Consider the following 23640-nt stretch of genomic DNA (forward strand, 5'->3'; position numbering starts at 1 on the left):
CATCATTTTGAGGCCTTCCATACAAACAGCCCTTGATTTCAGGAATAATCGGGATAATGATCCCTCATTGAAAAAAATGATTTGGCAGCAGCGATCACGGTTTTATTGAAGTCAAAAGTGAATAGGCTAAGCAAAATTTAAGGACAACCGAATACTTTATGAAAGATATTTGGTTATGTTTTTAATCAATACCTAAAAGGTGAAAAATTAATGAGCAAGACGATATTCATTACAGGAAGTACAGATGGCATTGGTAAAATGACGGCGGAACAATTGGCCCCAAAAGGGCATGAATTAATTATTCACGGGCGCAATGACCAAAAAGTGCAGGCTACGGTTGAATCCATTAAAACGACTAGCGGAAATGAAAATATCCACGGTGTTGTTGGAGATTTATCTGAATTTTCTACTATTCAAAACCTGATTTCAGATATCAAAAGTCGCTTTTCCAAAATAGATATTCTGATCAATAATGCCGGGGTTTTTAAGTCAATCAATCCGACCAATCACACGGGACAGGAATTACGCTTTATGGTAAATTATCTGGCTCCATATGCTTTAACCTATGGCCTGATGCCCTTACTGAAAAACGGAGAAGATGCCCGAATTATTAACCTCAGTTCTGCCGCTCAGGCACCGGTATCGCTGAAGGCGCTGGAGGGAAAAAGTCATCTTTCCCAAAAGGAAACTTATGCACAAAGTAAATTGGCCCTGACCATGTGGAGTTTTTATCTGGCGCAGCAGGAACCGGAACTCAATATAATTGCCGTAAATCCTGGTTCTTTGTTGAATACCAGAATGGCGCGGGAAGCTTATGAAACCTTCTGGTCCCCGGCAAATAAAGGAGCCGACATCCTTTATCAGCTTGCGCTTTCTACGGAAGTGAATGGTGCCAGTGGTCAGTATTTTGATAATGATATGGGAAATTTTAATCGAGCACATGGAGATGCTTATGCCTCAGAAAAAATCCGATTGCTTATAGACAGTACTCAAAAAATCATCAAGGAGTATATTCCCTCTCTTTCCTATTAGCAAGAATTTTACTGGATCCTTGGTTCAAGCAAAACATGTAAAACATGAACATAAGCATTCTGCCTCCCCGATAAATTGGCTTCATTAATTCTTAATAAATGATAAGCCCCCTGATGTTGAAAAAAATGCGTCATGCGATTGTCCACATGAAATAAATCTTTGGAGAAGTGATCAGAGTCAAAGATTACTTCTCCCTTATTTTCATTACGGATGATGTACTTTGTGCCTCCTTTATCATCCATAATCTCCAGCTTGAAAGGGGATAAATATTGTCCCTTATAGGTCCATGAGTCCTCACTTTTTCCTTTTTGCCATTTAATATATTGATGATGGCGGAAGGAAGATATCTGTTCTTCGTTTTTTATCACATTAAACAAGCCCAAAGCCTCCAGCTCTGCTGCCGAAAAACTCGCCAGAATTTCCCCTTTAATATTTTTCACCTTTAAACTCCCCTGCTCTAAACCCAACACCAGCCCCTTAAAAGCCTGCAACTGTTCATTCCCCAGGATCTCCCGATATTCTTTTTCCTCAAACTTGACACTCACTTCCGGCTGCACCAAACCTCCTTTTTCATCCAAGGCCACCCAATTCTCCACCGAGCAATTTAATATTGGCTTTGCCGGAGATTCGCCTGTGAAATTATTTTTAAACAGTAATAAAATTACAGCGACTACCTCCAGTATTAGCGCCGTAAAAATGCGCTTCCGGTACCATTCGTCCATTTTGGGCACCCAGCCCACAATGCTTAGCAAGCCAATAACGGCAGTCAGAAAAAAGATGACTAAAAATCCATATTGAAGAATAAGCAGGAACATCACAATTGGTTAAATGAATATCAAAAAACTTCACTAATGTAGTAATAATATTCATAAGCTCCATTTCCTGAATCACCCCTCATTATTCCCAAAAATCAGGTCCCCAGTAGTCAGGTTCTTCAGGATATTCCGGGGCTTCGGGAAGATTTTCAATTTCATAAATATCAATGACCGATCCTGTGAGAATTCCCGCCCCGCCCGGTACATTCGAATAAACATTCACAGGCTCTGCCAGGATATTATCTTTAGAGAAACTATAATTACGGAAAGACAAATCATAACGATAATGCGCTTCAGTGGTGGTGCGCAAAGCCAGACGGGTTTCTTCCTTAAAATGAGCCCCGGAGATCAATTGTTTAATCTCCAGGGTCACAATATCCTCCTCCCACATTTCCCGGGAAAAAACCGTGGCATGGTCCCGGTAGTCATCCACTCCAAACTCAAAGCCCGCCTGCCAATAAGCCGCCTTTGTCGTATATTTTCGTCTGGAACAAAATGGGGTTTCCCAAACTAGCTTTTCATCAGAACTCAAATTATGAAGAATTATTTCAAAATAAGCCGAGGTCTGGGGCAGCTGCATTTTAACGAAAAGGGAGCGCTCATTAGTTTCGGGAAATTCCTCTACCCAGGCCCTTAACACTTCCAGATTCCGCTCAGGCAACTCAAAAGGAATACGCAAAGACTTAAAGCCCTCCGCTGACACCTCTGCCTCATACCTTTCTCCTTCCTTAAGCAAGCTTTCTTCCAAACCTAAAAAAGAATACTCATTATAATATCCATCCGAATGACACCGGTCGCCCATTGGTAAGGCCCTGCCTTCATGAAATATTCGAACCTGTGGATTTTTCAAGTCCGGATAATCATTTTCCTGGGGGCGTTTAGATCCACTCACATTGATGACAAAAGGGTCACGATCCGACAAAACCCCGTTCACCACCAAAAGTGGCTCCATGGAGGAAATATCAATATGAATGACGGATTCACAGGCGACCATCATCACAGCCCCAAGTATAAAAAACAATATCTTTTTCATGATCAGAACTTAAAGTTATAGGAAATGGACGGAATGATTGGAAAAAGAGTCACGGCATCATATCCACCGGACCAGCTACTGTAAAAAGGGTCCACAAAAAACACATTTTTCCTATTGTAAACATTATAGACAGAGATCACCCAAGAACGCTCTCCCCACCTCTTCTGTTTGGTATGAGTCAAGGATAAATCCATTCGGTGATAAGCCGGCATTCTAAAACTGTTTCTACCCCCATATTCATTTATTTCACCACCGTAACCGGCATCTGCCGGAGGTTGCAACTGCCGAACGGGCAATGAAATCGCATTGCCGGTACCATAAACAAAGGTCCCGCTCAGGCTCCATTTCTTCCCCAGCTCATGATTTACCACCAGGGAAATATCGTGCCTGCGGTCATATTTATAAGGAAAAGCATCTCCGAGATTAATATCATCAAACTGCCGCATAGATTTGGACCAGGTATAGCCCAACCAGCCTGTCGTTTTTCCTACCTTCTTCTGAATTAAAAGCTCTAAACCGTAACTCCAAGCCTGACCGGAGGTCACTAAATCTTCCCAATTGCCATTAAAATTAAAAAAAGAAGCGCCCTCTCTGTACTCCACCACATTGTTCATTTTTTTATAATATCCTTCCAGAGAATATTCAAGTTTGCCTTTGGAAAAGGCGGTACCCAAAGCCCATTGGTGCCCCTCCTGTGGCTTTACCCGCTGGGTAACCGGCACCCACAAATCAGTAGGCAGGCCAAATGCTGAAGAGGTTAATAAATGAAGATTTTGATTCATTTGCGCATAAGAAGCCTTCCAGGACCAATCACGATTCACCAAATAGCGCGCAGAGACACGGGGCTGAATACTTGGGTACCAATGATCCTGTACATAATTGAAGGTGGCGTTTACTCCAAAATTTGCTGAAAATCGCTCATGAATCTTCCATTCGTCTTCCACATAAGCCGTATATTCCATGGAATTGACCTGATCACTGCCCTTAATATTAATTTCAGCAAGATCCTCATCCCCATCCAGATCAAACACGCCCGGACGAAACCGATGAAAGACAGACTGCATCCCAAAGCGGATGTAATGCTGAGGGGAAGGAATAAAATCAAAATCATATCGTAAAGTATAATCCTGTATTCCGGATAAATAAACCAAATTCATCTCTTGCTCTTCCCCACCATAACGGTCTTTGAGGAAAAAGCCCACCCGAAATTGATAGTCACTGACATTAAAAGATAAATTACTAAACAATCGATCATTGAACAGGTGATTCCAGCGCACCGTCCCTAAAACATTTCCCCAATAAAGTCCTAGATCAAAATCTTCATAGTCTGATTTCGTTCCTCCAAATCCTTTATCGCGACCAAAATAACCGGAAAAGTAAAGTCGATCTTTATCGCCCAGTTTAAAATTAAACTTCGCATTGGTATCGTAGAAATAATAACCCGCCTTATTATTCTTAGGCATAAAAGGTCTGGCAACCAGGTCCAAATAAGTTCTCCGACCGGAAATAATAAAACTGGATTGTTCTTTTTTGAGCGGGCCTTCCAAAGAGAATTTGGAGGAGATCAAGCCTACCGCTCCGGCTCCCTGAAACTCCTGGTCATTCCCTTCTTTCATTTTCACATCAATCACCGAAGAAATCCGACCTCCGTATCTTGCCGGAAAACCGCCTTTAATCAGGTCCACCTTATTGATCGCATCAGCATTGAAAACGCTGAAAAAGCCCAGCAAGTGAGAGGCATTATACAACGGAACACCATCCAGTAATATCAGATTCTGATCCGGCCCGCCGCCCCGAACATACAATCCCGAAGTCCCCTCTGTTCCGGATTGCACCCCGGGTAACAACTGAATCACTTTTAAAACATCCACCTCTCCGAAAAGCGCCGGCACCTGTTTGATATCCGCCAATGGTAATTCAATCGTACTCATTTGTACCTGACTGGGTAAATCTTCCCTTGGTGCTTCCACCGTTATCTCTTTCAACAATAAATCGCTGGATAGCCTTAAATTTAGGCGTTTACTTTCATTCGCAAGAAAATGCCTACGCTCATTCTGATAGCCCACATAGGAGAAATACAGATCTACAGAATCAGGAGCGATGGTCAGGCTGTAAAAGCCATAGGCGTTCGTTACGGCGCCATTTCCTGATTTCTGATCGTAGACCGAAGCCCCAATCAAATGTTCCCCGGTACGGGCATCTGACAGGTAACCACTAATCGTAATTTTAGATTGCGCAAAAACCCCTTTAAACAGGATAAAAAACGCAATAATAAAAACAAAAGAAAATCGAGCTATTAGAGGTGGTCTTAACATTATAAATTGCAGTAGGTAGATAGGACTCCCTGCTAAAATAACTCAAAATAATATAAATAATACCACTAAAAATATAGTTTAACTGAAATTAACGACAAATACGCAATAAATGCTATTCCAAACAAAAGACATTGAAATCACTATAATAAAACCAAGCCAAGGCTTAATATTATAAAAAACATAATCAACCGATTAAAACAAAAAATCCCCACTTGGTTAAAGTGAGGATTCTTATGAAAAGTATTTTTAAAATTCTAATCGAAAATTAGACTATTGCAGAAGTGATCCAGTATTAACCCGAATTATTCACCGCTAAATTTAGTAACTTATATTAACTGACTCATTATCCAATCTTTACATTCACGCCTGCAGTTTTTTTATAGCCCAAATTTGGGCAAGCTTGTTTTCTCCTCATTCATCTGCTTCGTTGGAAAAAACTCGAAATAGGAGACTATTCCATCATTTTTCCCGCCTTGCAACTAAAAAAGGATTGAAGCATGAATCATCTGGGTCAAAAAGCATCACCATCATTTAGAACATTGTTGTCATTACCCCCATTACTTCAAATCTATAGCCAGAGGGACTAAATTAAACCGAATATGGCACCACCAGATGCTCTACCTTAAGAGCATGTTTAGAAGCGCACCACAGGCTGCAAATTCGAATTATTGGAAGTGATTTTGGACAATTGCTCAACAGTTGCGCTGCTATTCTCTCAAAATAATCGGGTATCATTTCTGCAATAATCAAATTTTCGCTGCGAATTTCGGTTTTTGAACGCACTCTTAATTAAAGACAAACTGATTTGAAGGGTCTCTTCCAAATACCGGGCGAAAACGGACCGAAGCATTGGAGAAGCTTTCGCACTACCTGAAGCTTTTCTCTGTGAAGAATACGGCCCTTTTCTATTTTTCAGGCTTGTAATATGATCCCATAAAAAATCCCCGACCACAATGGCAGGGGATTTTTCATTATGAAATTTTTGCTTAACTCAAACCTACTCTCTTCTCTCCCTTTCGGATAATCTTCCGACTCTCCTTCCCTCTCTGCGGACCTTTGTCCTTATCCCACCAGACGATGGCTCCGGATGCACAACGGTCAATCGCTTCCCGGTTTTGAACCGCCTTGCCATATTGGATCACCGGCAACTGATGCTCCATGGCAATTAAACCATCACTGGCATCAACAGCACATTTACCACAAGCGGTACAGCCTACCTCGCAATCTTCCAACACCTGATCGCCAAATTCCAGATTCTTGCAGGCCACCCATAAATGGTGACTTAGCGGCTGAATACTTAGCAGTGCTTTCGGACAAGCCTCCACGCAATCCCCACAGGCCGTACATTTATCCACATCAATGACCGGTAAGCCATGTTCATTCAGGTGAATCGCATCAAAATCACAGACGACTTTACAATCTCCATGTCCCAGACATCCATAAAAACAACCCTTCTCTCCTCCAGAGATTAAAGCCGCTCCACGGCAGCTGTCCAAGCCATGATAATTTGCCCGATTGATGGCCACATTTTTCCCTCCGGCACAAGCCAGTCGGGCTACCTGCTTCTCCTCTGCCCCCAAACTAACGCCCAGATATTCTGCAATGGCCACTTGCCCTTCTTCCGAATTCACCGAACATTTACCTGGAAGGAGTTCTCCTGATACCAAAGCCTCTGCGAAGGGCCGACAACCCGGTTTCCCACAGGCCCCGCAATTGGCTTGCGGCAGTAAATCATTCACCACATCGATTCGTGGGTCTTCAAAAACATATAGCTTTTTATTGGCGACAATCAACATGATCACCAACAACAGCGTCAGGCCTCCCAATGCCGATAAAGCAATTATTATAGACATAAAAAAATGATTTTCTTTTCAAAAGATAGAAAGGCCGTGGACTGCTCCCGACCTTTCATGAATTGAGCTAGTAAATGACTTCAGCCCACTTGCCACCAGCCACCAGCTCGGCTTTTCTTGACTCCCAGGCTTCTTTACTGCCCAAAATTTCCGCAAAAGCTCTATTAAGATTATCCCTTACCTTCTCAAATCCCGCCACATATACATAAGTATTGTTCATCGACAGCATCTCCAGAATTTCTTCCGCCTGCTCCACCATGGCCGCATCTAAGGCTACGGGATCAGCCCAATGTGGGCGTGGACTAATGGCCTGAAAAGCTTTGAAGGTTTCCTCATCATAATAGTTTTTCAAGTCCCCGTTCTCCTCATTCATATAAGGCATTTCCAAGCCGGTTTTTGCCCCATAGAAAAGTCTTACTTTTCCTCTCCATCCCGTACGGGTATTGTAAATATGCTTAATAAACGCACGGAAAGGGGCTATTCCGGTTCCCATTCCAATGAGAATCATATTGGCACTATTGTCTTTGGGCACATTGAAAGCCAAATCAAATGGGCCGGTAATGGTAATTACTTCACCTTCTTTACGGTCGCAAAGGTAATTGGAACAAATCCCATTATACTCCTCACCACTGAACTCATCCAAGAATTTACAACGCTTCACCAACATGGTAATTCTCGTTTTGCCATTTTCCTTGGAAGGTAAATCCGAGACCGAATATAAGCGGTGATGAAAAGTGTTACCAAACATACCGGCACTGTTGACCAGCACTCCAAAGCTATTGTTAATGGCGCAGGTAAATTCATCATCCAAAACTTCGAGAATCAACTCCCGAATTTCATCCGTTCCTTCCGGAGTTAAACGCTGGCTGCTGATCACTTCAGCCTGATATTTCTGATCGGTGGGATAGTCTATAATATGTGTCATGCTTGTATGATTTTAGATTGATAAAAGGTTTTCATTTTTCTTCTTGCAAACTTTCTTACATCGGCAGCCAGCACATCGCCCTCTGGCTTCCAGCGCATCGGCCGTCTCCGGAGTGGCGAAAAATCGCTTCCAAAAATGCTGAATGGCGAGCCAGCAAAACATCATCCCAATGATGGCAGCACTGCTAATGATAAATGAAGTGAACATATTGACGTTTACTTAAAGTCCTGAAAATCCCATAAATGACAGAGACAAAATCCCTGCAATAAAAAGCGTGAGTACCGTGCCTTTGACCACCTTGGGCACATCGGCAAAGTCCAGTTGCTCTCTTAATCCGGCCATCAGCATCAGGGCGATGGTAAATCCGGCCCCTGCGCCTAAGGCATATACCAAGCTCTGCACAAAACTGTAATTCTTGGCAGTTTGGAAGAGCACCAAACCCAGAATCGCACAGTTGGTCGTGATCAGCGGCAGGAAAATCCCTAGGGCCTGAAAGAGGGCCGGGCTCATTTTCTTGATGAACATTTCCACCAATTGAACGGTGGAGGCTATTACCACAATAAAGCTGATCAGCTGCAGATAAGGCGCATTCAGCGCCGTGAGCAACATATTGATGCCAAAGCCACAAGCCGAGGCGATCAACATCACGAAGGTCACCGCCGCCCCCATCTTGGAGGCGGTCTCCAGCTTACCTGAAACCCCTAAAAACGGACAAATCCCGAGAAAGTAAGCCAACACAAAGTTGTTGATCAGGCAGGCGTTGATGAATATATTCCAAAGTGATTCATTCATGATTTCGCACGTTTTTCTTTAAAAATATTAAAGGCCAAAAGCCAAAGCGCCAGGGTGAAGAATCCGCCTGCAGGCAAGATCATCACAATCCAGTTCTCAAAACCTTCCGGGAAGAGGGCATAACCAAATACGCCGCCGTCGCCCAGAATTTCTCTCACTACTCCCAGGCACAGCAGCGCAAAGGTGAAGCCTATTCCCATTCCCAGCGCATCCATGATGGATTTACCGAGATTGTTCTTAGAAGCAAAAGCTTCTGCCCGGCTCAATATCAAACAGTTCACCACGATCAGGGAAATAAATGCCCCCAGGCTTTTGTGTAATTCTACACTAATGGCCTGAATGGTGTAGTCCGTCACCGTCACGAAGGTGGCTATGATCAGAATGTAGGAAGATATCCGCACCTGCTTGGGAATAAAATTCCGCAACAGAGAAATCAGGATATTGGACATCAGCAATACAAATGCAGTCGCCAGCCCCATGGCCAAGGCATTTCCCGCCGTATTGGTCACCGCCAGTACCGGGCACATCCCGAGCACCTGCACAAATACCGGATTCTCCCGCCAGAGTCCTTTAATGAACTCATCGGTGGTCGGTGTTTCCTTTTTTGGAATGACCGCCTTTTCCTCTTTTTTAGCTATCGTTGTTTCCATTCCAATGTATTAAGGTTGTGCCTGCTGACTGAATACCTGCTGATGCTTCACCAGCTGTGGTGCTAAAGTCGCGGTGCTTTTTGCTAATATATCTCCTATGGCTCTGGAGGAAATGGTGGCACCGGTGATGCCATCAATCTCCCAGGCATTTACTTTCTCCCCACTTTTCACAGTCAAGATGGGGTTGGTGACTGCAAGCCCGTCTGCAGTCAAACCAACCTCCAGTGCCTCGAAATTGGCAACAAAGTCTTCATCCTTCTCGATTTTATCTCCCAGTCCTGGTGTCTCCTTACTTTCCAGCACGTACATGCCGACGATCTTGGAGTCCGCCAGTCGGTAGCCATACAAAATCCGGATGATGTCCGCATAGCCCTGGCCAGCAGCTTCCACCGCCACACCAACCAGCTTTCCGGCATCATCATATCCGGCATAGACGACTGACTTCCCTTTGGCATCCCCTTCCAGTAGCTGAAAGCCACCGTCGGCCAATTGCTCAAAAGTTTTCGTCTGAGAAATGCCCGGCAACACTTTGAATATCGCCTGTTGCAAGGCTTCCGCCTTCAATCGCTCAATTCTGGGTGCTGTTCCTTCATAGACCGAAACAATCAGTAAGGCACAGGCCAGGCCGATGCCCACCATGGCGATCAACATTTTAGTGCTGCTCGCCTCATTGGCTTGTTCGGGAGCTGTCGCTTTCGCCTTTGGTTGTGCTATCTTTTCCATCGTCTCCATTAGCTTTTGCGTTTTACAGTTCCGTACACTCGGTTTTTAAAGATGCGATCCAGCTGTGGTGCCAAAGCATTGGCCAGTAGAATTGCATACATCACCCCTTCGGGCAATCCACCCCAAATCCGGACCACAACGACCATAATTCCAATAAAGGCGCCATACACCCAAATCGCTTTAGGATTGAGCGGAGAACCGACCATGTCCGTGGCCATAAAGAAAGCACCGAGCATCAGTCCGCCTGAAAGCAGCATGAATACCGGTGATGGATAGTTGGTCGCATCTAGCAGGTAGAGGGCGCCACTGAACAAGAATACAGTCCCCAGTATGGATACCGGAATTCGCCAGTTAATCATCCGGCGTGCGTACAAATACAGTCCTCCAAGGATAATCAGTATCGCGCAGGTTTCACCCGCTGAGCCACTCACCTGCCCGAAGGCCAGTTCAGCAGCAGGAGCAGTGATATGGTCGAACTTAAATGCGGAAAGCGGAGTGGCTCCGGAGACCCCATCAAATACCGGTGACATAAAAGGCATGGCTTTTAATGAGGTCGGGATGGTGGTAAACCGGTCCGGACGGAAAGCTTCCTGCCAGGTGGTAATGGCCACCGGGAAGGCGGCCTGCAAAACGGCACGTCCTACCAATGCAGGGTTGAAAACATTCATCCCCAAACCACCAAACACAAATTTTCCCAGCGCAATGGCAATTACCCCTCCACAGAAAGTCATCCATAAAGGAAATATCGGTGGGAGGGTCAAGCCTAACAGCAATCCGGTTATCACTGCGGACCAATCCGAAAGGCTACTTTCCTTTCCGGAGAGTTTACAGAGTACATATTCGGTCAAAAGACAGGACACCAGTGCGGTGAAAATCACCCAAAAGGCAGCCGTCCCGAAAGCGTAAATCGAAAAGAGGACCATTGGCATAATGGCATACACCACATTGCGCATGATCACCTCCGTACTCATGCCCCGCTGAATATGCGGCGAAGTACTAATATCTAAAGTCTTAGTTAGCATGGGCCTTGGATTTACGTTTTCTCACCATTGATTTCGCAATGCGGAATTGCTGCACCAGTGGAATGTGCGATGGACATTCGTAGGAACAGGAACCGCATTCAAAGCAATCCATCAGATTATGATGATCTGCCATTTCCTGATAGGCTTCATTTTTGGCTAAAATGCCCAGCTGACTCGGGTTCAAAAACATCGGACAAGCCTCCACACAAGCACCGCATTTGATGCAAGGGTATACTTTCTGTTGTTTTTTCACTTCCTTATCCGTGAAAACCAGAATCCCGGAAGTCCCCTTGGTAATGGAAATATCCAGATTGGATACCGCCATCCCCATCATCGGGCCACCCAGATAAACTTCGGAAATATTATCCTCCACCCCGACTTCCTCCAGTACATAGCGTAATGGTGTGCCGATTGGAATCAAATAATTACCTTTCTTTTTCACGCCAGGCCCCGTAATGGTCACTACCCTTTCCTGAATCCCCTGCCCATGGGGCAACAAACGGCCTATTTCGGCGGTGGTGGCCACATTGACCACCACTACGCCTACATCAATAGGTAATCCGCCTGAGGGAACCTCCAGACCTAAAGTGGAAGTGATCAACATCTTCTCTGAGCCTTGCGGGTATTTCACCGGCACCACCTTGACTTCCAAAGGTAAATCCTTCGGCAGGTGGGCGTTCAGGTGATCCGCCGCATTTTGCTTATTCGCCTCAATGCCGATGATGGCACGCTTCGCTCCTGTCGCCTTCAACAGATAGCGGACGCCCATATAAATATCCTCGGCCTGCTCCAGCATTACCCGATGGTCGGTGGTGAGAAAAGGCTCACATTCCACCCCATTGAGGAGTAATACCTCACAGTGTTTATCGTCTGGCACCTTCAACTTGACATGGGTGGGAAAGGCGGCTCCGCCCAATCCCACGATTCCTGCATCCTGCACGCCCTTCAGAATTTCTTCAGGGCTGGCAGTATCCAAATCCACCGGAGTACCTTCCATCACCTCCTGACCGGAGAAGGGAAAGGCTTCCAGGAAAATGCCGGGTACCATTTTGCCCGAGGCAGAGGGTACATTGGCAATTTTCCGAATGGTACCGGAAACCGGTGCATGCACTGGTACGGAAACATAGCCGCCGGCCGTTGCAAGCAACTGACCACGACTCACTTCCTGACCTTCCCGTACTACTGCCTGGGAAGGCGCACCAATGTGCTGCACTAGTGGCAGGACAACCACCGGAGCAAAGGAAAATTGCCGAATGGCCATATCCCTTGTATCCTCCTTATGCTCCGGCGGATGAATCCCATGTTGAAAGGTGTCATGATGTCGGTTAAATAATAAATTCAACAACTGCATAACGCCTCCTTTAATTTAGTCTTTCACCACGCTCAATCCATTTATCAATATCCTTATCGGAGCGGTCTGATGGCAGTCCAGGGTGAATCACCCCGGCGGTACATTTTTCCGCGGCCTTCACCAAGTCCTTGTAAGAACCAGCTTTGGCCTCCTTGATAAAGGCTTTCTTATCTGCGTTATATTCAAAAAGTTTATTATTGATTTTAATGCATTCGTCGCAACCGGAGCAGTCTTCGGTTTCGATCCATGGGGCAATGTATTCTCCGCTGGCGGCTACTTCTTCCGTCGCTTCCACCGCTTCGCCATTGGCCATGGCTGAAATGTCCAGGCTGCCACCGCCGGCCAGTTTCATCAAGCCTTGTGCGATGTTCCCCACCACTTCCTGACGGATGCGGTCTTCCATATTTTCCTCAGGGGTAGGTTCCCATCCGGCGATGTCTCTCAACATCATCCAGAAGTCACGACGCTCCTCGCAGGACAGTACAATGGGCTCCGCCACCAATACTCTGCTCAGGCGATCTTTATGATCCACTGCCCAGATGTATGGGAATTTACCTTCGCGATCATCGGCATCCATTTCCAGGAATTCGGTCAGCAAGACCATATTGTCGTTCCAGGCATCACGCGGTACTTTGCGGAAATGCTTACGGAAACGGCCTTCAGTCACGGCGAAGTCAGCGAAAGTCATATCGATGTCCATCACTTTCTCTTCCCCATTCTCTTTATATCTCAACTTATAGCTTGGCCAGATTTTGTCCATATCCGGGTTACCGTCCAGGTCAAAGTTTTCCTTGGCCGTAGTTCCCATATCCGGATTGTATTTGAAGACCGGATAAGTACGGGACTCTACTGCAAGCTTTGCCTGATGTGCTCCCAAATCATCGGCCACACCGTGCTCCGGCTGACAAGTGGTATAAATGTTGAACAAGGCCGGACGCTTGGTCATCAGACCGTCGATAAATCCTTCCAGTACATGAGAGGTATTCGACAGCGTACCCTGCAACACATAAGTATTGCGGTGCGCCATAGCGATCAAGCCCATTTCCTTACGTGGCTCACTCTTACCTTTCCACACTTTACCGTACTGCGCCATATCCGATACCTGACCGATAAAGCCGGAAGTACAAGCCTGACCACCAGTGTTGGAATAAACTTGCGTATCCACTACCACCACTTTGATCGGCTTACCGGAAGCCATCATGCGGCTCAGGTTCTGGAATCCGATGTCATACATGGAACCATCACCACCCAGCGCCACTACCGGAGGACACAGGTGCCACTCTTCATCGGTGAACTGCTCCCAGGTAAAGTAAGTGAAGAAATCTTTATGCTCAGCGGCATTGTATTTACCTTCCAACTCCAGCTCTGCACGGCGAATTAATTTAAAGCCATCCGCCATCTTGGCCATATGTCCTTCAAAGATACCCATTGCCAGGGAAGTAGAATCCTGGAACAGGTGGTTCGCCCATGGGAACGGATAAGGGTTAAACGGATAGGTGGATCCCCAAACGGAGGTACAGCCTGTCGCATTGGTCATCCCCATTCTGGAGCGTCCTTTGCCGGTAGTACCGTTGGTATATTTCCATTTCAGATTTTTCAGCTTGGCAATCAGCTGGGTCATTTCTCTTAACCAGTCCTGATCAATCGGCTCACCGCCTTTTTCCTGCTCAATCTTAGCCGTGATATCAGCCATGGTCAGGTCGCTGTCCTTCATTTCTTCCAACACGCGGGACATCATGGCCGGATCCGTCATATCCACGGTATCCATCAGTTTATCCTGCATATGTTTTTCCAGCTTGGCGATCAGCTCCTCAATATAGGTGACATGCTTTTTCACGCGTGGAATCATCAGTGACTCCACCGTAGCGGTGAACAAATGCATCACCGTTTTTTCAGAACAACCCAGGCAGGCACCGTCTCCGGAAGCGAAATTCAGATAAGCATCCTTATTCAACAATAAAGTCTCCAAAGGACCGATCTTCTCTTCCAGGTCATCAATGCGGTTGTATTTCTCCGGCGTTGTCGGCAAGTCAGACCACAGATCCCACTCATCGCGCAATTTCGCGACACTATCTTCGGTTTGGGTTACAATCTTCAGCGCATCATCATCACACACATTCACACACTCCATACAACCTTTACAGGTTACCGGATTCAATGTGATACTGAACAAGCCACCGCTACCTTTTTCTTTCTTCTCTTTCAGATCATAATATGGACGAGTCAAAGCAAATTTGAAATCGCCCAGCTCATTACGGAACCACTCCAGCTCCTGAATCAATTCCGGATGCGTACCCTCGGTATTGATGGTTTCCTGAATGATGGTTTTAATGTGTTCGTTAACGGTAGTATCACGATCTTCCTCAAAACGCTGACGAATCTTGCCAGCCATCTGACGCACTGCTTTTGGTAAATGATCGATCTTACCGTAATTCTTGCGTACACGTCTGACTACCGTATCCAAAACGTCGGTCAACTCACTCACCAAACCAGGCAATGCGGTGTCCGGACATACAGTATAACAGTTACCACAGGCCGTACAATTTTCGGGTACCCATTCCGGATGCTCGAAACGAATACCGGTCATATCACGGAATAGGGAAGAACCTGCCGGCATCACAGAAAGTCCAATAAATGGATCCGTCAGGTTATCATTTCCCATTCCGCGTAGGTAAAAGTTGCCCGTTTGCTCCCAGAAGCGATGAATATCACTCAATGCTGATTCGCTTTTAGGAGTCTCCTTCAACATGGTAGGGATTGCTGGAAGGGCTTGGGTATTTTTCTTGGCCTGAGCGCCAGTGGTGACTTCCATGCGAGGCAATTCATACACCTCGTCGAAACCACGCTTCACTACGCGCATGTTATCGTCTACTACACGCTGGCCTTTGCTACCAAATTTATATTGAAGCTGATCATTGATCGCTTTCAGTAAAGTCTCATCCGTAAGGCCTGTTTTTTCCATTAAAGGAGAGGCATTAAAGAAGGCCCCCTGGAAGGCGATACCCTGCATTCTCAACTGCAATTCCGGATCGGTCGCTTCCTCACGGGCGATCTTGAAACCATCGATATAGAACACGCGGATTTCCTGATCAACGATCATTTTCTGATAATGCGTTGGGATGTCGGCCCAAACTTCCTCCGCCGTAGTTTTATCGGACTGGATGATGAAGCTTCCGCCTTTTTTCAAACCAGCCAAAGCGTTGGTGTGCTTGAATACATTCGGGTCGGGCGACAATACCACATCCACAAAATAGTATTCGCAGTTAATGCGGATAGGTTCCGGCGCCGCTGCCAGATAATAAGTAGTCGGCTGACCTTTTTTCTCCGATCCGTATTTTGGATTGGCTTTAATGTCATAGCCCAGCAAATCGAATAGCGTCATTGCCAGGTTTTTACCAGTGGTGATGGCTCCCCAACCTCCCACGGAGTGGAAACGAACGGTCACCGCCCCTTTTGGCATCAGGTTCGGGTTCTCTGAACCACGTACCGACAATTCTTTTACTTTCGGATAGCCCTCTTCTATGCTTTCCTGATAAGCGCGTTGCTTAGGCGTGAAGGCATTCTCACGAATGAAGTCAATCGACAGATAGAAAAGCTTTTTATTGGCACCTGTTGGCAACATGTTTTCTACCGCACCAATGATACCTTCCGGTTGCAAGTCACGGCTACCTAAACCGAAAGCACCGGAATACAGCGCAGGCATATCTTTGGCCGAATAAGCAGGCAGGTGATCATATACCTTTTGCTTGCTCGCACCATTTTCCAAACACTTACTCAATACCGCACGAAGCTCTCGCATGATCGGAGAATCTTCTGCCAATGGCTGATCCAAACGTTCCAAAACGGTAACGCCCTTCTTGCCTTTTAATATATGTCCCAAAAGATCTGCAGGGAATGGACGGAACATGACCAAATCCACTACCCCCACTTTCAATCCGCGGGTTTCTCTTAAATAATCTGCGACTACTTCCGCACTGGACACCACCGATCCCTGACCTAGTATCAGATAATCTGCATCCTCCACCTTATAAGTCATCACACGCTTATACTGACGACCAGTAAGCTTATAGAACTCATCAAAAGCCTGATCGGTCAGCTCCTTAATATGGTCAAAGAAGAAAGGACGCTGCGCCGCAACAGACTGCATATAAGAGTCCTGATTCTGTACGATACCCGCCATGATCGGATTATCCACATCCCAGATCTCCGGAATACGACGTCGGGTATCACCGTAAATCAATCGCTGTGCATGTGTTGGCGTTTCGATGATATCATCTGGTAAGCCCAGATATTCTTTGATCAAATCACGCTCCGGCAACTTCAGTGACTCGATCAGGTGAGTGGTCAGGAATCCATCCTGCGCAATCACACCCGGCGTCAAAGCAAGCTCCGCGATTCGGTGGGAAATAATGTTCAAATCGGCGACGTGCTGTGCCTTTTTGGCAAACAGCTGGAAGAAGCCGGTATCATCAATGGCATGGTAATCATCATGACCTGCGTGCACATTCAGCGTACTCTTGGTCATCGCCCGTGCCCCAATGTTCAGGACATAGGTCAGGCGCTTACCTACCGCAGCATAAAGGGATTCGTGCATATAGGCAATCCCCTGCCCGGAACTAAAGTTGGCAGCCCGTTGTCCGGTCATGGAAAGACCAGCGGTAACAGCAGCGGCAGCATGCTCGCCCTCGGGCTCTATAAAAATTAAAGGTCGGTCTGATATATTAAGGTGTCCTTTGGCGGCCTCTTCCGCCCAATATTCCCCCATTTGCGTACTCGGCGTAATTGGATACGCACCAGCGGCATCTGAAGATTCTCTTTCACACATGATGGCGGCAGTGTTACCGTCCATCGCTACCCGAACGCCCGGGTACTTAAATTCGGATTTTTTAGGGTCCATAAAACCGGTTGCTTTTGCTTATATAAAAATTATTTTCTGCTTTGGCTTTTTAAGCGAAAAGTCCACCGAATAAATCCACCGTTAAGAATGAAAAGGGTATAGCATTCCCGGGATGATTATTTAACTCTTTAAAAAAGAGGGTATAATCTTCCTTATCGAATAATATTACCCGATCAATTCAATCTTGAAAGTTTAGTCGTGCCCTATGGTTCGGGGGGGAGTCTGGTTAAAGTATTAGGGACCTTTGGGTATATGTTATTTGACTAAACGGCAAATATGATTTTAATCATCGGTTGGTTTTAAATTGGTGTTCTTCTCAAAAATTTCCTTCTCAACCTGAAGGGTTCCAAATTATCTTCATCTCAAAAAAATGATTAGCGTAAAAAATCGCCACTCACCAACTCCTTCATATCCTTAAGGTACCCAATTCCCTTCAAGACAAGACTGACAATTATCAGCTCACTGAATGAACATTATCAAACACAACTCAAAAATCACCTTTTAAAGCCCGTAAACATAAAAAATGATGAAGATCATGATTGATTAAACTCAACCATCCGGGTAATTGTATTTAAATTGAATAAAAATAATGTGATTAACGCATATTAACGCAGCAATAATGTGAAACATCCATATCGTGATTAAACTATATCTTCCCCCTATTTATTAAATACTTTCAGCTGCTTTACATTCTCCTTTTACCGCCCATTACGAAAGGACGAAAGCTTCTAGCTGAAATTACCCTTTGCCTCCCTGGATCCAATCGCTGCGGATCATAACCTGGTTGTATTAGGAGAACCCTTTCATGCTAGTGAAGCGGTAATTCACGCATAACCAAAAATTATTCAATACCAGCATAAACATCACCAGTTCGATATTATTCTTTTCGAAAGCGATTTTATTAACCCCTAGTTAAAGGGGACGGTAGCAGCTTAACGACATAACTAACACCAGGGGCGATATTGCAGAAATGGAATCCTTTTTTCGATATCCGGCACAAAGACAACAAACCGGACAATGCCTGTATTTTGGTATAGACCCGCAAATCACTTTTGAAGATAATTCCCCTCTGATTGAATATTTAAACCAAAATGCCCCAGTAGATTTCGATCCCTACCTACCCGCTCTCAATAAACGCAGAGCTCATCAATTTGAGGTCAGCCGGGAAGATTCCTGCTATCTGGACTTTCTCGGGCATTTTCAAAGCAATCCCCCGGCAAAAGAAGACCTCATTTACCAAAACCTGAACTTCAGTTATACCTTAAAAACATAACAACCGACTGGTTTTCGAAATGGAACCTCAGGGATAAATTAATGGCCCAAAATATCCGGGACATTCAGCAAAAAAAATATCCCGACAAAAAAATAGTGCAATGGTCCGCAGCTATCCATAATGCCAAAAAACTCCCGCTTCTCAAAGCTGATTCGGGTACCGATTATCAACACTTTGTCACCATGGGCCAAAATTTAGCGGAAGCTCGAATCAAACATTGTCATATTGCCATTACCACCATAAAAGGGGAAAGCCGGTATATAGGAATCGGGGAAGCCACACCCTTTGATCTCAGTCTGAATTTGACGCATTTTGAGCACAAAATAAAGGAGACCTGCCTGATGGCGGCCGAAGGGATCGGGAAATTCAAACTTGGCGTTTTTGGTTACCAACCCCATTCCTCCAACAATTGGAAACAGCATTTAGATTACGTTTTATTTCTACCCGAAACCAAAGGCGTGAATGCCTTCCCCTTACCGGAACAGCAATAATCGTTTTTACGCCTGCATCTACTCCAAAAATATCCCCTCTAAATCCATCAACAAACAAATCAAAAAGCCCCTAACGATCAAAAAAGACTCCTACTCTGAGAAGACCCTCCGATATTTTTGTATCTCAAAATTTCTCTCACCATCTTATCGGACCAACATCGTTCCTCTATTTTTTTCTCATTAATAAACATTCTTTTTATGAAAAAAATTATTCAATTCCCCCTATTCGCATTACTGTTTATTAGTACGGTAGTCTTTGCTGACATCAAACCCAAAAAATTACAGCAATTGGAAAAAGACGTCGCGACCATGACGGATGTAATGGGTTTAAATGCAGATCAGCAAGCGAAAATTTTAGAAGCTAAAAAAACTGTTTTTCTGGAAAACCAGGACGTGCTGAAAAATCACGAAAAAGGTTCTGAGGAATTTAAAGCAGCAAAAAAAGCCAACAACCAAAAATACAGCAAAGCGCTTCGTTCTATCGCCAGCAAAGATCAAATGAAGGCTTGGCAAGAATACCGAAAAAACAATAAATAATGATCAAAGGCCTGTCCTCTTCCAGGACAGGCTTAACTGGAACTTTTCACCGTAAGATCTATCGGAAATCACGCTCTAAAAAGTTGTTGAGGTTAGATCTACCTATTTTTCAGCAGCCCAAATTTGGGCAAAATTGCTTTCTCCTCCCTTTTCTGTTTCTGTGGAAAAACTCGAAATAAGAAACTATTCCTTCTATTTTCCCCGCCCTGCAGCTAATCGTGGATCTATTAACCACACGACAATTAAATGACACAAACCTGACTAGTATAGCGCTACGTATTAGCTTTTTACTAATTTTATTCCTGTGAAAAAATTTGCCGCCGGATTAATAAGCATGATATTCCGACTTCTGTATTTCCAACTTTCTTCCGGCCAATCAAATCGTATTCCGTTACGACAGATCACCTTACTTTCCCGTAAGCAGGGTAAGCGCTAATCGATCGGGGCTTACCAAAACAAATCCCTGCATAAATATTTTTTACAAGTAACAGCACTAAAGAAAAAAGTCAATGCCTTCTGAAACTCTGGAATCGAATTGCCATTTCAACACCCTCCACCTTTCTGTTCACCATTGGAAAGAACTGGTGCATAGCCCGAAAGAGGAAGAGGCATTAACCCGAACGATCATAGAGATTTTGTCTCCGGAAGTAACCAAAAACCTGCCTCCGGGCTGGCAGGAAATCAACACCTTATCGGAAGCCCGGAATTGGATGAAAGAAAGAGCTTCGGAAAGCCTGTTCCTGACGGTCCATCTGAAGGACCGCCAAAAAATCATCGGCTTTATTTTTCTTTACGAATCTTCAGCAGAAAAAAAACAGTACGAACTACGGTTTGGCTATTTACTGGCAGAGGAGGTGTGGGGGAAAGGGTTCGGTACAGAACTAATTTCCGGATTAATTGCGTGGTGTAAGGCCATGGGGAACATCAAAAGCCTGTCTGGTGGTGTGGAAAAAAGCAATCTTGGTTCCATTAGGGTGATGGAAAAAAACGGTTTCCACATTTCTGAAAGCGAGGGACCTACTGAAGAAGTGGTGTTTTATGAATATGTCTTTAGGTGAAAAAGGGCCTGCAGCGCTTAACAGTTTTCATAGATTTATCAAAGCAGGCACCGTTTACAGCATATACCCGACCGCTATTTTTCTCTTGATTTCATGCTTTAATGTTCAAGACAATAAATATATTTAGCATGGCATCAATAGCAGACTCTTGGAAAACATCCCCAACATATCCTTCAAAAGCGAGCAAGAGACTTCCGATATCGAAATCATTCCATTAAAGGAATTATTTGCAAAGATAGAACACGTCTCCGATCACAATCCCCGTAAACTGCACCGGCTGAATTTTTTCGCCCTTATGATCATATCGGAGGGAGAAGGCGTCCATCAGGTAGACCTGAATCGCTATCCTATTCAAAAAGGAGATGTGGTCAAAATTGCCAAAGGACAAGTACATGCCTTTCAGGAGCCGTTTACCTATAAAGGCTTTATGGTCATCTTCAAGGAAGATTTGGTATTGAAATATTTTTCAAAATCCTCTGTTAACTATATCTCCCACCTCTACAATTACCATATTTCTGCACCGGTAGTTAAAGGAAACCTGTACAATGATTTCTTTATTAGCCAACTCAAAAAGGAATTTCAAAATGAAAATCGCTATGTAAAAAAAGAGATCATGGCCAAAATGCTGGAACTCTATCTACTCCGCCTGGAGCAACAGGCCCACCACGAGCGCGAGCCGGATCTGAACCACAGCCACCAGCAACTATTCTTTGCCTTTAAGCACTTAGTGGAACAACATTTTCATGAAAACAGAAATGTGAACTACTATGCAGATCTACTGTCCATCTCGCCAAAGCACCTCAATGTGATCGTCCGATCCATTACCTTAAATACGGCCAAAAATTTTATTGATCAGTTCATAATTCTGGAAATCAAGCGTTCCATCCTCAGTAGTGATAAAAGACTCAAGACCATTGCCTATGAGATGGGCTTTGATGAGGTGACCAATTTCACTAAATTTTTCAAGAAACACACGGGCCAAACCCCCAAAACCTTCCAAGCCTCCTAATAAACCCCAGTTCCACATTTACCATTTTTTACAAGAAATTAACCTTTATCTGAAAGAGGAGGTAAGCGATCTTTGTAAGAAAAAAAATGAGCGAAATAGCAAAATGCCCGACTTGTGGCAGTACCTCCCGAATAAAAACGACCCATGGCGAAATACACTATCAGGCCGTGCAGGATGACGATGCCCTGAAAAAAATCGGTCAGATGAAAAAAGCCCTCGAAAAGTACAAGAGCAGAATTGAAGAACTGGAAGCGGAGGTCGCGACCCTAAAATCAGAGCATTAAAATGTGTTTTTTAAAAAGAAATTATGGTTGGATGATCGTGGCGATATTGGCCGTATTGCCCTTGATTCCACTGAGCAAAATGATACAGGCAGACTTCAGCAACGGCCTCCAACTGTCATTGGTAGAAAATATTGGTGCCCGCGGTAAAACCACACTGGAAATGATGTACCATGTTTCGGGAGAATTTGCCATTCGCTGGCTCACCGCCGTATTAACTTGCACGCCCTTCTACATTCTATTTGGGGTTCGCAATTTATTCGTCCGGCAAGCCATGGGGATTGCCTCCGCAATATGGAGCATATTGCATTTTATCATTTTCATTTGGGCAGAAGGGCTGATAACAACTTTTAGCCAGTTCAATTATGTTGCAGGTTTACTTGCGGTCCTGATCATGATTCCTTTAATGCTGACTTCTAATCGCAAGTCCATGAGCAGGCTCAAGCAAAAGTGGAAAACCTTACAGCAATTCGCCTGGGCTGCCATAGTGCTAAGCCTCTTACATGTGGCCATATTGGAAAAAACCTGGCTGATCTATGCCATCGTGGTGGGAATTGGGTTAATCCTTAGAATCCCGACCATCAAAGACCGGATCATCTCGCTCCGAAAGAAGAAAAAACAAATTACAACAGTCAAAATCTAAATCAATATGAAAGTAGCCGTCACCCTTGCCAGTGGACAATTAGGTTCCGCTATCATCAAAGCCCTTATTGCCAAAATCGGAAAAAATCAGGTGTTGGGTATCGCCCGCACTCCGGAAAAAGCCGAACACTTAGGCATTGAAATCCGAAAAGGAGATTATAATAATCGAAGTGATTTCGATGTCGCACTTCAGGGAGTAGATCAGCTCGTGATCGTCTCCGGTATGGATGATCCACAACGAAGAATTCAGCAGCACCGCAATGTGATTGAAGCGGCTAAACAAAATGGGGTAAAAAAGATTATCTACACCAGTATCATTGGAGATGAAGAAGGCACGGGCTTTAATCCGGTCGTTAAAAGCAACCGGCAAACCGAAGAAGATGTGCAGTCCTCCGGACTGGAATGGGTGATTGGCCGGAATGGTATTTATATTGAACCGGATCTGGAATATTTAGATAATTATATTCAGGCAGGTAAAATCAGTAACTGTGCCGGTAATGGAAAAGTGGGCTATACCAGCAGAGCGGAACTCGCTATGGCCTATGCTAATATGTTGCTGGAAGAAAAGCATAACGGCCAAACCTATAATTTAAATGGACAAGCCATTACACAAAGCCAATTGGCCGACTATATCAATCAGGCTTTCGGAACCAACCTGACCTTTAAGGATTTGAGTGTTACGGATTATCAAAAAGAACGGCAGGCTGCCTTGGGAGATTTCCTGGGCACCATCATCGCCGGTATTTACGAAGGCATCCGGAAAGGCGTTAATGAGGTGCCCTCTGATTTCGAAAAAGCCGCGGGAAGGCCTCACCTTAGTCCTCTGGAAATGATGAAGCATTTTCAGCAAAATTGATTGAAATGATGAGCAAAAGAGCATGAGCGTAATTGAAAACAAGTCATTTAAGAGAAACCATTAAATCTAGCGGTGAATAATTTGG

Annotated in this window: 21 protein-coding genes; 9 read left to right on the top strand and 12 right to left on the bottom strand. The window is 44.8% G+C overall.

Annotation, left to right across the window (positions count from 1 at the left end; genetic code table 11):
* The first annotated feature begins 210 nt into the window (after positions 1–210).
* Complete coding sequence (locus AAA970_RS11735; protein WP_338237254.1) at positions 211–1032, top strand: SDR family NAD(P)-dependent oxidoreductase; 822 nt, start codon at positions 211–213, stop codon at positions 1030–1032.
* An 8-nt stretch (positions 1033–1040) separates the two neighbouring features.
* Here the strand turns inward: AAA970_RS11735 and AAA970_RS11740 are convergent, their stop codons facing one another.
* The 12 genes from AAA970_RS11740 to AAA970_RS11795 form a co-directional block, all read right to left on the bottom strand.
* The gene (locus tag AAA970_RS11740) at positions 1041–1847 is read right to left on the bottom strand and encodes a hypothetical protein (protein WP_338237256.1); all 807 of its coding nucleotides are present in this window, start codon (positions 1845–1847) and stop codon (positions 1041–1043) included.
* 82 nt (positions 1848–1929) lie between these two features.
* On the bottom strand, positions 1930–2880 hold the full coding sequence (locus tag AAA970_RS11745) for a DUF4249 family protein (protein ID WP_338237257.1): 951 nt from the start codon (positions 2878–2880) through the stop codon (positions 1930–1932).
* 2 nt (positions 2881–2882) lie between these two features.
* Positions 2883–5195: a TonB-dependent receptor gene (locus tag AAA970_RS11750; protein WP_338237258.1), complete on the bottom strand. Its 2313-nt coding sequence runs from the start codon at positions 5193–5195 to the stop codon at positions 2883–2885.
* 986 nt (positions 5196–6181) lie between these two features.
* Positions 6182–7048: an RnfABCDGE type electron transport complex subunit B gene (locus AAA970_RS11755; RefSeq protein WP_053405803.1), complete on the bottom strand. Its 867-nt coding sequence runs from the start codon at positions 7046–7048 to the stop codon at positions 6182–6184.
* A gap of 67 nt (positions 7049–7115) precedes the next feature.
* Entirely contained in the window at positions 7116–7973 is an 858-nt protein-coding gene (locus AAA970_RS11760) for a ferredoxin reductase domain-containing protein (RefSeq protein WP_338237260.1), read from the bottom strand.
* Between the two features lie 12 nt (positions 7974–7985).
* Positions 7986–8180 (bottom strand): hypothetical protein, encoded by a 195-nt coding sequence (locus AAA970_RS11765; RefSeq protein ID WP_157601020.1) that lies wholly within the window; start codon positions 8178–8180, stop codon positions 7986–7988.
* 12 nt (positions 8181–8192) lie between these two features.
* Positions 8193–8765 carry an electron transport complex protein RnfA gene (locus tag AAA970_RS11770; RefSeq protein WP_053405805.1) on the bottom strand — a complete coding sequence of 191 codons (573 nt, stop codon included), beginning with the start codon at positions 8763–8765 and terminating at the stop codon, positions 8193–8195.
* Positions 8762–9415, bottom strand: coding sequence for an electron transport complex subunit RsxE (locus AAA970_RS11775; RefSeq protein ID WP_338237261.1), 654 nt, complete (start codon positions 9413–9415; stop codon positions 8762–8764). The genes AAA970_RS11770 and AAA970_RS11775 overlap by 4 nt, the downstream gene beginning before the upstream one ends.
* Positions 9416–9424: 9 nt before the next feature.
* Complete coding sequence (locus AAA970_RS11780) at positions 9425–10138, bottom strand: RnfABCDGE type electron transport complex subunit G (RefSeq protein ID WP_338237263.1); 714 nt, start codon at positions 10136–10138, stop codon at positions 9425–9427.
* Between the two features lie 8 nt (positions 10139–10146).
* Positions 10147–11160 (bottom strand): RnfABCDGE type electron transport complex subunit D, encoded by a 1014-nt coding sequence (locus tag AAA970_RS11785; protein ID WP_053405806.1) that lies wholly within the window; start codon positions 11158–11160, stop codon positions 10147–10149.
* A complete protein-coding gene (gene rsxC / locus AAA970_RS11790) occupies positions 11150–12511 on the bottom strand; it encodes an electron transport complex subunit RsxC (protein WP_053405807.1) in 1362 nt (453 codons plus the stop codon). The genes AAA970_RS11785 and rsxC overlap by 11 nt, the downstream gene beginning before the upstream one ends.
* A gap of 10 nt (positions 12512–12521) precedes the next feature.
* On the bottom strand, positions 12522–17408 hold the full coding sequence (locus tag AAA970_RS11795) for a 2-oxoacid:acceptor oxidoreductase family protein (protein WP_338237266.1): 4887 nt from the start codon (positions 17406–17408) through the stop codon (positions 12522–12524).
* A 970-nt stretch (positions 17409–18378) separates the two neighbouring features.
* Here AAA970_RS11795 and AAA970_RS11800 point away from each other — a divergent pair.
* From AAA970_RS11800 to AAA970_RS11835, 8 genes are all read left to right on the top strand, one after another.
* Entirely contained in the window at positions 18379–18681 is a 303-nt protein-coding gene (locus AAA970_RS11800) for a hypothetical protein (protein ID WP_338237267.1), read from the top strand.
* A 41-nt stretch (positions 18682–18722) separates the two neighbouring features.
* Entirely contained in the window at positions 18723–19172 is a 450-nt protein-coding gene (locus AAA970_RS11805) for a hypothetical protein (protein ID WP_338237268.1), read from the top strand.
* A gap of 198 nt (positions 19173–19370) precedes the next feature.
* The gene (locus AAA970_RS11810) at positions 19371–19709 is read left to right on the top strand and encodes a hypothetical protein (protein ID WP_338237269.1); all 339 of its coding nucleotides are present in this window, start codon (positions 19371–19373) and stop codon (positions 19707–19709) included.
* Between the two features lie 509 nt (positions 19710–20218).
* Positions 20219–20767, top strand: coding sequence for a GNAT family N-acetyltransferase (locus AAA970_RS11815; protein WP_338237270.1), 549 nt, complete (start codon positions 20219–20221; stop codon positions 20765–20767).
* A 148-nt stretch (positions 20768–20915) separates the two neighbouring features.
* On the top strand, positions 20916–21776 hold the full coding sequence (locus AAA970_RS11820; protein WP_338237271.1) for a helix-turn-helix domain-containing protein: 861 nt from the start codon (positions 20916–20918) through the stop codon (positions 21774–21776).
* A gap of 86 nt (positions 21777–21862) precedes the next feature.
* On the top strand, positions 21863–22060 hold the full coding sequence (locus AAA970_RS11825; protein WP_338237272.1) for a hypothetical protein: 198 nt from the start codon (positions 21863–21865) through the stop codon (positions 22058–22060).
* 1 nt (position 22061) lies between these two features.
* The gene (locus AAA970_RS11830) at positions 22062–22700 is read left to right on the top strand and encodes a ferric reductase (RefSeq protein ID WP_338237273.1); all 639 of its coding nucleotides are present in this window, start codon (positions 22062–22064) and stop codon (positions 22698–22700) included.
* Between the two features lie 6 nt (positions 22701–22706).
* Positions 22707–23555 carry an SDR family oxidoreductase gene (locus AAA970_RS11835; RefSeq protein WP_338237274.1) on the top strand — a complete coding sequence of 283 codons (849 nt, stop codon included), beginning with the start codon at positions 22707–22709 and terminating at the stop codon, positions 23553–23555.
* The last annotated feature ends 85 nt before the right edge of the window (positions 23556–23640 follow it).

The sequence above is a fragment of the Persicobacter diffluens genome (assembly GCF_036244895.1).
GTDB lineage: Bacteria > Bacteroidota > Bacteroidia > Cytophagales > Cyclobacteriaceae > Persicobacter > Persicobacter diffluens.